Genomic DNA, 9374 nt, shown 5'->3' on the forward strand with positions numbered 1-9374 from the left:
AAAACGTAAAAAAACCGTCTCAAGTTGTGAGACGGCTTCTTTTTATTATTATAGGAACTTAGCTTTCATTTCAGGTGTCGGAATCATACATTCCTGCTTTTTGCCATACCATTTATACCGGTTACGTGCTACATAATCGTACACGGCATTTAAAATTGTTTTAGGTAAAAAAGAGAACATACTAAGCAAAGACACTGTACCTCCCAGTTCTTTGGCTATTAAAAGCGCGGCTTCTGCTTTATAATAGTATGCGTATCCGGGCTGGTACAAGAGTATTGAATCGGTTTTTGAAGTGTCTACGCCTATATGCCTGACGATTTGCTGCCCCAGTTCAGACTGAAGCGGTACAAAACGGAAAATATCTTTTTTATCATGCTTTATAATATACTGGACAGTAGCATCGCATAAATTGCATATGCCGTCAAACAATATTATTTTTTTATCTTTTGGCAGGTTTTCTGTCATCATTTTTTAGCTTCTACAAGTTCTAAGGAATCAAGGCTTACTTTAGATGTAAAGATACCGTAATTAACGGTAGCCGTATTTTTTTCAATAGTGTCAATTGAGCCTACCGCTTTGCCTTCAATCATCCGGACCCTGTCGCCGACCTTGAGCGGAACTTTAGGTTTCTCAACTGTTTTTTCCTTATTTTTTTTCTCTTTCTTTTCTTTGCGTATCTCCTCAACTTTTTGCTTTACTTCAGCAATTACCACTTTCTGCTGTATTTCCTTTTCTTTCTTTTCTTTTGGTGTTGCTTTTTTACGCTTTGAATTTTCAATTTCAACTACCTTAAGGAAATCCCCGATTAGCTCTTTCTTGTTTTTATTATTGAAGTACTTTGTACTCATATCGTCCAGCTTTTGCCCCAGATAAATAAGCCGCTGGCTGGCATCATACAACTCCTGGTAACTTTCCAGTTTCTGCTGTATCTTTGTATTTATTATTTCTAATTTTTTACCTTCTTCGCGCGCCCTTATTTCTTCTTCCTTAAGTGTCTGCGATGTTTTTTCCAGCCTGGATCGTTCTTTTTGCAGAGTAGCTATGGTTTTATCAAACCGCACTTTACTGCCTTCGATTTTTTTCCTGGCACGGTTTATAAGCCCGTAAGGAATACCGTTTTTTTGTGCAACCTCAAAAGTAAACGAGCTGCCTGCCTGGCCAACAACCAGTTTGTACATAGGCTCAAGCGAACGTTCATCAAAAAGCATGTTGGCATTTGTGGCAAATGGCAACTCATTAGCCAGTATTTTAAGGTTGGTGTAGTGGGTGGTTATAATACCGAAAGCCTCCCTGTGGTAAAATTCTTCCAGGAAAGTTTCGGCAAGCGCGCCTCCAAGTTCAGGATCAGACCCTGTACCAAACTCATCAATAAGAAATAAAGTCCTTTCATTACATTTCCTCAAAAAGTAGTTCATGTTCTTAAGGCGGTAACTGTACGTACTCAGATGATTTTCAATGGACTGGTTATCCCCTATATCAGTAAGAATCCTGTCAAACAAAAAGGTCTCACTCCGCTCATGCACCGGTATAAGCATTCCGCTTTGGAGCATTAACTGCAGCAGCCCGATTGTTTTAAGTGTTATACTTTTACCACCGGCATTGGGCCCGGAAATTACGATTATCCTGCTATCCTGTTTTAATTCAATGGTCTGCGGATAGGTAGGCTCTTGCTTTTGTTTGTTGCTGAGCAGCAGGATAGGGTGGAAAGCCTCACGAAAATAGAGCCGCTTTTCAGTAGTTATAGTGGGCAGAAGACCATTTATTTTGCGTGCATACCGTGCTTTCCCAGAAACAACATCAATATCAGTTAAAAATACCTGATACTCGTTAATAAGCGGCACGAATGGCCTTATACTGTTGCTAAGCTGCTTTAGTATCCGTTTTATTTCTTCTTTTTCTTCATATTCATAATTATTCAGTTCCCGTGAATACTTCAGTGTAGCCTCTGGCTCAATATAAGCTATACTGCCGGTTTTTGAGCTGCCTAATATAGCGCCTTTAACTTTCCTGCGATACATGGCAAGCACAGCAAGCACCCTGCGGTTTTCTACAACGCTTTCTTTAATGTCATCAAGATATCCAAGGCTGTTGTACTGGCTTAATGCACTTGCAAAACTCTGGTTGATCCTGCCTTTCACTACATTCATTTCACGCCTTATCAGGGCAAGTTCAGGCGAAGCATCGTCTTTTACCTCCCCATATTTATCAATCACATTATCAATACTTTTTTGTATTTCTTTTGTGTATTCTACCTGTTTTGCGCGGCGGTGTAGTGCGGGGTAGTAATCGTCAAATTTTTCGAGGAACTTTATAAGTGTATTGACCGTTTCAGAAAGTGTAGCTATCTTCCTGAAAGCAGGAGCGTCAAGATAACTGTCTTCTATAGCCAGGAATTTCACCTCGTTCGTAACAGGTTCAAAACCATGGTTCGGCAGCGCATTGTTATTATCGTATGATGCAACATATTCCGATGTTTGCTTTAAAGCTTCGGTCAGCTCATCCCTGTCATTATAAGGTACTATTTCCAGCGCTTTTTGTTTTCCGGGTTCTGTAGTGCAGCACGCAGAGACGGTTTCAAGCACCGTGGTGAATTCTAAATCTTTTAAAGTTTTATCTGTAATACTTATCATTCTTCAGCTAAAGCAAATATTATGCAAAAGTATTACATATTACGTTTCCTGCATATTTGGCAGATGCTATTAACTTTAATTACACGATTCAATGTGTATATTTGCCTTATATACATTAAAAATGAATGTAAACATAGAACAGAGTTGGAAAAAAATCCTTGAAGGGGAGTTTGAAAAGCCCTATTTTGAAGAACTTATAACTTTTGTAAAAAAGGAATATGCTACCGGAAGGTGTTTCCCTCCCGGAAAACAGATTTTTAATGCTTTTGAGCATTGCCCTTTTGATAAAGTTGAAGTGGTTATATTAGGGCAGGACCCCTACCATGGTTACGGGCAGGCGCACGGGCTCTGTTTTTCAGTTAATGATGGTGTACCTATGCCACCTTCTTTAATTAATATATTCAGGGAAATACAGAATGATATGGGCCAGCCTTTTCCCCCTACAGGAAACCTTACACGCTGGGCTGACCAGGGCGTACTCCTGCTCAATGCCGTATTAACTGTCAGGGAAGGCCAGGCAGAGAGCCATAAAGGAAAAGGATGGGAAAAATTTACTGATGCCGTAATACAAAAGATATCTGAAGAAAAAGAAAATGTGGTTTTTATGCTATGGGGCGGTTATGCAAAGAAAAAAGGCGCCAAAACAGACCGCACCAAACACCTAATCCTTGAGTCGGGCCACCCATCACCTTTAAGTGCCAACCAGGGCTTATGGTTTGGGAACGGGCATTTCAGTAAAGCTAATAAATACCTCCACGAACATGGCAGGGCAGAAATTACATGGTAAAGGTTGTTATTTTATTAACTCTTGTCAGAGAATTGCACAAAGAAAGGTTAGTAAAAAGTAAGCTCACCCAAAATTTCTTCACGCATAAATTTTCCTCCCGGATAACGGGCTGTATAGTCAAGGTTTAGCCACACCTGGCCGCGTTCGTCAATATGGTAATGCACCTCCTGGTCTTTACTTTCTTCCTTAAACAGCTGTTCTTTTATAAGGTAATTAGCCGTTTCAAGATCTGACTTTGTGCCAATCAGCATTTCAGGATACAAATGCCCACCTGTATGTATTATACGTGGCGTACCCCCGATAGCTTTTATAGCGGCAGACATCAGTATGGCGTGGTCATCACAATCGCCTGAAAAATGCTGCAATGATTCTGTAGCTGATGCGATATATTCTGTTCCGGTCGGGTCATTAACATAGCGCCATCGATTACGGATTTCCTTAAAAACGGAAAAACATTGTATTAGTTTACGGTGCTGCTGATAACCCTTTACATCTTTAAAATATTTGGTAGCTGCCATCACCGAAAAATTACGTACGCGTGGATCATCATAATTTACAGCATCAATTATCTGGCCTTTGTTAGGGAACGGCAACAGCTTAGAAATAATTATGTCCTGCGGGTTTGGGTCTTCAGCCATTGTATAAACCATGGAGCGGTAGTCTTCAAAAACGGCATTGAAACCATACCCACCAAATACAGACCCATACAAAAGTGCCAGCAGGTAAAGCGCCATGCATATGATTAGTATGGTCTTTAGGAGCCTCAAAACCAGCTGTATTGCCACAACAAGGATTATAAATATCAATATCCTGTCAATGTGGAAAGGCCACTCAGGGTCAACAAGGTTTTGATGGAGGATGATGAACAACGGAATGGCAATGAGGACGTTTAGGATAAAAATGATAATGGAGTCCCAAGGCCTCCTTACCTGAAGCTTAGCTTTAAGATTTTTTAAGGTAGTGGAGTCAGGTTTTATCATTTTAATGGGGCAAAAGCACGGTTATCCTGTAGCGCTTTCAAATGCAATTTTCTTTTCAATAATGTTTAGCTCCAGCAACTGCGCCTGTACTTTATCAAACGTATTTTTATCGAGTTTCTTTTGCGACCACCGTGTTAGCTTCAGCCATTCCTGGATATCTTCAATTTTCTGCCCGTAGCGCCCGGCAAGCGTCCTGTCAATACTCGGGATTTCTTTAAACTCTTCGGTAGTCTGGTTAATGATATCCAAAATTGTTCCAATACTATCAGCGTCATTTACAAGTGTCTCATTCCTTACAGCTATCACAAAACAGGGCCATGGGGTAGGGCAGTCGCCAACCCTGCGGAAGATGCCTTTATCAACCACCGGCTTTGTCATGAAACGCTCCCACATAAAATAATCAGCCCGTCCTTCAGTTAAAGCTTCAATCGCGCCGTCAAGTGTGTTTACTATTTCAAACTCAAGGTTGTTTATGCGCCATCCGTGCTGCTTTGCGTTAACATAAGCCATTAAATGTGAGCCCGACCCATACCTGCTTATGGCAACTTTGCCTTTTTCAATATCATCAACAGTTTTATAAGGAGAGCCGGCAGCCACATGTATGCCCCAAATGAGCGGCGACTGCACGTATACCTGCACAATTTTACTTGTATTTCCTGCTGCTATGTCTTTTATTATGCCTTCAGTAAGTAAAACTGCCATGTCAGTTTCCCTGTCACGAAGCATCTGGCACAGCCTGCCGGTACCTTCGGGCACGTCAGCCCACTCCAAATCAATTCCGGCATCTTCAAATTCACCATTTTCAATGCATAAATGCCATGGCAGGTTAAAATGCTCCGGTACTCCGGCAATTTTTATGTTTTTCATAAAGTTGCTTTTCTACAAAGTTACAAAGTGCGGCATTTTATTCATTTACAAAATTTCCTGAATCATCCTATAGCCAGTTTATTCAGGGTATATTCGATAAGATTGTTCACAGCAGCATAAGGGTCGGCGCTAAAAGTACCCAGCGCCCTGTTGGCTATAATAGCATTGAGTGAAAGCGCGTGGTGCCCCAGCAATGCCGAGAGTCCGTATATGGCAGCCGTCTCCATTTCAAGGTTTGTAATCCGGTTACCGTTGAAGTTGAAATTATCCATCTTACTATTTAAATCCATATCCTGGATGGGCAGCCTGAGTACGCGCCCCTGTGGACCGTAAAAGCCTCCGGCAGTTGCCGTAATACCTTTGTAAATGTGCCCGCTTTCAATAATCTTCTCCAGCTTTTCACTGCATTTTACTGCATAAGGCTTGCCCTTGCGGATATCCCAATGTGTGTGGTGTAAAAAAGCCTCTTCAAGGGCAGTATCAGTAACTTCATCAATGCGGTAGGAGCGGAGCATATTATCAAGCCCAAGCCCGTATTTAGACATCACAAAGCTATCGGTGGATATATCCGGCTGCAGTGAGCCTGATGTGCCGATACGGATAATATTTAGCGAAGTGAGCTGTTCTTTGGGCGTACGTGTGTCAAAATCTATATTAACCAACGCATCAAGTTCATTGAGCACAATATCAATATTATCAGGGCCTATACCCGTTGACACTACACTCATGCGTTTGTTTTTGTAAATTCCGGTCTGCGTTTTGAACTCCCGTTTTTGGGTGGTGAATTCTATGGAATCAAAATGTGCGGTGATTTTTTCAACACGGTCCTGGTCACCCACAAAAATAATGTCGTGCGCTATGTTTTCCGGCCTCAGGTTCAGGTGGTACACACTCCCGTCAGGGTTTAGTATCAGTTCAGATGATTGTATCATTTAATAGTATTCAGTGTTCCGTATTTGGTGTTCAGGGCACACATACCGAACAGGTTTGTAATTTGTTTTTTGATTACTTGAATCAGCCGCCTACGCGTTTAACTTTATAACCTTCTTTGGCCAGGTAGTCCATTATCTTATCCCGGAAGTTGCCCTGAATAATAATTTCGCCATCCTTCGCCGAACCGCCCACACCACACAGCGTCTTCAGCTGCTTGGCCAGCGCCTTCAGGTCGTCATCGGTACCTTCAAATCCTTTAATTACCGTAGCTACCTTACCGCCACGGTTCTTTTTATCCAGGTGTGCTTCCAGCTTCTGCAGGTTGTTGGGCAGCGTTTCCTGCCGCTCTTCGTTATTCCTAAACTCAAAGTCTTTGTTGGTGCTAAATACAAAGCCACCAAGGTCTTCAAGGCTGTTGCTTTTCTTTGCCATAGTATAAATTTTCAGATGGAACGCTGATGACGCTGATCAGGCGGATTGACGCGAATCTTTTTACTCGAATTTTTAAAAACTTTCCTTACGAATTCAGGCTCTTTGCCAAAATTAAGCAATAAACCCACCTCGCACCGTGTGCTTTTAAGGTAATTGATTAATTGATATTCAAACTCTTCAACTATTGTGTCACAAGCTTTAAGTTCAAGTATAACAGTATCATTTACTATAATATCTGCAAAATAATCTCCAACAAAGTGATCTTTATAATATACTGAAATACGTTTTTGAGCCTCAACTTCAAAACCACGCTCTTTAAGTTCAATAAATAACGCGTTTTGATACACACGTTCAAGAAAGCCATAGCCAAGCTCATTATAAACATCATAAAAAACTTTTAAAATCTCGCCGGTAAGTTCTTTGTGCAATATCATAATTAAAATCAGCGACAATCCGCAAAATCCGCGTTATCTGCGTTCCATAATATTAAAACAGAAAAGCATCAGGCTAATACCCAATGCTTTTTCCGCTATAAATTTATTAATTATTTTTTTATAAGCCCTAAGTCAACAAGCCTCTCATGCAGGAATTCCCCGGCAGTAATATCCTCATACAGCTTAGGATGGTCTTCATCAATACAGTTCTCCAGGCAGTTAAGTGGCATATCGCTCACCGGGTGCATAAAGAACGGGATAGAGTAGCGCGAAGTACCCCACAGTTCCCTTGGCGGGTTCACCACCTGGTGTATAGTTGATTTCAGCCTGTTGTTGGTGTGGCGGCTCAGCATGTCGCCCACGTTGATTACCAGCTCGTCCGGTTCGGCAATAGCGTCAATCCACTCGCCATTGTGGTTCTGCACCTGCAGGCCCCGGCCCTGGGCACCCATTAGCAGCGTGATAAGATTAATATCGCCATGCGCGGCGGCACGCACCGCATTTTCAGGCTCCGAAGTAATAGGAGGGTAGTGTATAGGGCGAAGGATGCTGTTGCCCTCCTTTACGTAGTTATCAAAATAATATTCGTCCAGGCCTAGGAAAAGCGCCAGCGCACGCAGCACATACACGCCTGTTTTTTCCAGCATCTGGTAGGCCTCTTTACCTACGCGGTTAAAATTGGGCAGCTCGGCCACCTCCACGTTATCCGGGTATTCGCTTTTGTATTTAGAATTTTCGCCCACATACTGGCCAAAATGCCAAAACTCCTTAAGGTCGCCCTCCTTGCGCCCTTTGGCATGCTCCTTACCGAAAGAAACATAGCCGCGCTGGCCGCCAATGCCGGGAATTTCATACTTTTCCTTTATTTCCAGCGGCAGGCTGAAGAAGTTTCTCACTTCACCGTACAGCTCATCTACCAGGCGGTCATCAAGAAAATGCCCTTTTAATGCTACAAACCCTATATCTTCATAGGCTTTACCGATTTCATTTACAAATTTTTGTTTGCGTTTCGGGTCGTCCGAAAGGAAATCACGCAGGTCAACACTCGGAATGTTTTGCATAAAAATAAATTTGTTAATAACTTTTAAAGCCCTAAAGCCTTATAAATACAAACATAATACTATTTTTTGAATGCGTGAGGGGGAAGTTGTTAACAATGACGAGGTGCCTGTTGTACACCCTGCTACGTCGGCTGTACAGGAACCCTATCTCATTACCAGGATAGGCAGTAATGTGTTGTTAGAGGGCATCTTCGATAATTTTTAGAAATACCAGGTACCTTTTTCCGGTGTCAGGCAATGATGATTTTGCCTGTTTTGTTATACGAATGGCTGAAGCAGCCGGACAATTTTGATACAATAAATTTTCTATGGATTTCATGTTGCCCCGGAAAAGTACAGGATCAGCTGATATAATAAAATGTATTTTGGATTATCCGCAAAATAAATAATAAAGAACAGATTTACAGAAAAATGAGTGATAAATTAATACAGTTTTACGGTATATACTAAAAGCGAAGAGGCTTGCTCATTGCATTTTATAGTGAAATGGTATAAGATTAAGTATTAAACCAAAAACTATCTTTTACAGTAGCTTTTTGAAAGATTAGTAAGTTCTTTTGCCCAGGCTGGCCTGTTGGGTTGGTGAGTGTTTATGAAAAAACCACCCGGGGGTGGTTAGTTATTATTCTTTTGATTTTAATGGTTCATAACCATCTTCTCTATCGTAATTACCATAGTATTTTTCTTCATCTTCTTTTGTAGCAGGGACTAAATATAATGGATAATTATAATCATAAAACTGTTTTATATTTTGGTAAAATTCATAAAAATAACGCAATGCTTTATCGAGATAATTTCTACCATTAATTACATACTTTTCTCCAAAAAATTCAACTTCTTCATCATATCGATAGTTTAAGTGTTCTAAAAACTTTCTACATTGGGTTTTTAATAAATCTTTTAACTTCAATTCCATTTCTGTTAGCAATTTTAAAAACAAAGAGCTTTTCGGTTCTAAAATAATGGCTTCATGTCCAAATTTTTCTCCAAATACTTTTTCAAACACTATTCTTCTATAATTTGTTAGATTTCGAGGTGATTCTTTACCACCTGGATAGTCTTCGACAACAATCAGGTATCCTTTATCTGTATGTAATGTATTTGAATAACCATGCACTCTGTAGTCTTGCACTGCTACAATTACATATTTTAATCTTTTATCTTCCATTTTACTATTATTTTACAAATATTACTTCTAATTCTGTTCTAAGTTCAATTCATAAGTGCAACACATAAATCTGCTGGAGTTT

11 protein-coding genes are annotated in these 9374 nt (G+C 40.7%); 2 read left to right on the plus strand and 9 right to left on the minus strand.

Going from position 1 to position 9374, the window contains the following annotated elements; translation table 11 throughout:
- Nucleotides 1-48: 48 nt before the first annotated feature.
- Complete coding sequence (locus tag CHU92_RS04035) at nt 49-468, minus strand: thiol-disulfide oxidoreductase DCC family protein (protein WP_094412858.1); 420 nt, start codon at nt 466-468, stop codon at nt 49-51.
- Nucleotides 465-2630: an endonuclease MutS2 gene (locus CHU92_RS04040; RefSeq protein ID WP_094412860.1), complete on the minus strand. Its 2166-nt coding sequence runs from the start codon at nt 2628-2630 to the stop codon at nt 465-467. Before CHU92_RS04040 ends, CHU92_RS04035 begins: the two co-directional genes overlap by 4 nt.
- A gap of 121 nt (nt 2631-2751) precedes the next feature.
- On the opposite strand from CHU92_RS04040, the gene ung reads away from it, so the two are divergent.
- Nucleotides 2752-3417: a uracil-DNA glycosylase gene (gene ung, locus CHU92_RS04045; protein WP_094412862.1), complete on the plus strand. Its 666-nt coding sequence runs from the start codon at nt 2752-2754 to the stop codon at nt 3415-3417.
- 47 nt (nt 3418-3464) lie between these two features.
- Here ung and CHU92_RS04050 read toward each other — a convergent pair whose 3' ends face one another.
- From CHU92_RS04050 to CHU92_RS04075, 6 genes are all read right to left on the minus strand, one after another.
- Nucleotides 3465-4397 carry a transglutaminase domain-containing protein gene (locus CHU92_RS04050; RefSeq protein ID WP_094412864.1) on the minus strand — a complete coding sequence of 311 codons (933 nt, stop codon included), beginning with the start codon at nt 4395-4397 and terminating at the stop codon, nt 3465-3467.
- Between the two features lie 21 nt (nt 4398-4418).
- Nucleotides 4419-5264 carry a substrate-binding domain-containing protein gene (locus CHU92_RS04055; protein WP_094412866.1) on the minus strand — a complete coding sequence of 282 codons (846 nt, stop codon included), beginning with the start codon at nt 5262-5264 and terminating at the stop codon, nt 4419-4421.
- 62 nt (nt 5265-5326) lie between these two features.
- Nucleotides 5327-6196 carry a nucleoside phosphorylase gene (locus CHU92_RS04060; RefSeq protein ID WP_094412868.1) on the minus strand — a complete coding sequence of 290 codons (870 nt, stop codon included), beginning with the start codon at nt 6194-6196 and terminating at the stop codon, nt 5327-5329.
- Nucleotides 6197-6278: 82 nt separating this feature from the next.
- Nucleotides 6279-6629, minus strand: coding sequence for a translation initiation factor (locus CHU92_RS04065; RefSeq protein WP_094412870.1), 351 nt, complete (start codon nt 6627-6629; stop codon nt 6279-6281).
- 11 nt (nt 6630-6640) lie between these two features.
- Entirely contained in the window at nt 6641-7063 is a 423-nt protein-coding gene (locus CHU92_RS04070) for a GxxExxY protein (protein WP_094412872.1), read from the minus strand.
- Nucleotides 7064-7173: 110 nt separating this feature from the next.
- Nucleotides 7174-8124 carry an isopenicillin N synthase family dioxygenase gene (locus tag CHU92_RS04075; protein WP_094412874.1) on the minus strand — a complete coding sequence of 317 codons (951 nt, stop codon included), beginning with the start codon at nt 8122-8124 and terminating at the stop codon, nt 7174-7176.
- A 70-nt stretch (nt 8125-8194) separates the two neighbouring features.
- Here CHU92_RS04075 and CHU92_RS16170 point away from each other — a divergent pair, with 70 nt between their 5' ends.
- Nucleotides 8195-8329, plus strand: coding sequence for a hypothetical protein (locus tag CHU92_RS16170; protein ID WP_262494634.1), 135 nt, complete (start codon nt 8195-8197; stop codon nt 8327-8329).
- A 417-nt stretch (nt 8330-8746) separates the two neighbouring features.
- On the opposite strand, the gene CHU92_RS04080 is transcribed toward CHU92_RS16170, so the two are convergent.
- Nucleotides 8747-9292: a hypothetical protein gene (locus CHU92_RS04080; RefSeq protein ID WP_094412876.1), complete on the minus strand. Its 546-nt coding sequence runs from the start codon at nt 9290-9292 to the stop codon at nt 8747-8749.
- Between the last annotated feature and the right edge of the window lie 82 nt (nt 9293-9374).

The sequence above is a fragment of the Flavobacterium cyanobacteriorum genome, from assembly GCF_002251835.1.
Classification (GTDB): domain Bacteria; phylum Bacteroidota; class Bacteroidia; order Flavobacteriales; family Flavobacteriaceae; genus Flavobacterium; species Flavobacterium cyanobacteriorum.

Bases quoted from the DNA above. Each gene is read 5' to 3' on its own strand.
- CHU92_RS04035 (WP_094412858.1), bottom strand. From the start codon at position 468: ATGATGACAGAAAACCTGCCAAAAGATAAAAAAATAATATTGTTTGAC.
- CHU92_RS04040 (WP_094412860.1), bottom strand. From the start codon at position 2,630: ATGATAAGTATTACAGATAAAACTTTAAAAGATTTAGAATTCACCACG.
- CHU92_RS04080 (WP_094412876.1), bottom strand. From the start codon at position 9,292: ATGGAAGATAAAAGATTAAAATATGTAATTGTAGCAGTGCAAGACTAC.
- CHU92_RS04060 (WP_094412868.1), bottom strand. From the start codon at position 6,196: ATGATACAATCATCTGAACTGATACTAAACCCTGACGGGAGTGTGTAC.
- CHU92_RS04075 (WP_094412874.1), bottom strand. From the start codon at position 8,124: ATGCAAAACATTCCGAGTGTTGACCTGCGTGATTTCCTTTCGGACGAC.
- CHU92_RS04050 (WP_094412864.1), bottom strand. From the start codon at position 4,397: ATGATAAAACCTGACTCCACTACCTTAAAAAATCTTAAAGCTAAGCTT.
- CHU92_RS04070 (WP_094412872.1), bottom strand. From the start codon at position 7,063: ATGATATTGCACAAAGAACTTACCGGCGAGATTTTAAAAGTTTTTTAT.
- CHU92_RS16170 (WP_262494634.1), top strand. From the start codon at position 8,195: ATGCGTGAGGGGGAAGTTGTTAACAATGACGAGGTGCCTGTTGTACAC.
- CHU92_RS04055 (WP_094412866.1), bottom strand. From the start codon at position 5,264: ATGAAAAACATAAAAATTGCCGGAGTACCGGAGCATTTTAACCTGCCA.
- CHU92_RS04065 (WP_094412870.1), bottom strand. From the start codon at position 6,629: ATGGCAAAGAAAAGCAACAGCCTTGAAGACCTTGGTGGCTTTGTATTT.
- ung (WP_094412862.1), top strand. From the start codon at position 2,752: ATGAATGTAAACATAGAACAGAGTTGGAAAAAAATCCTTGAAGGGGAG.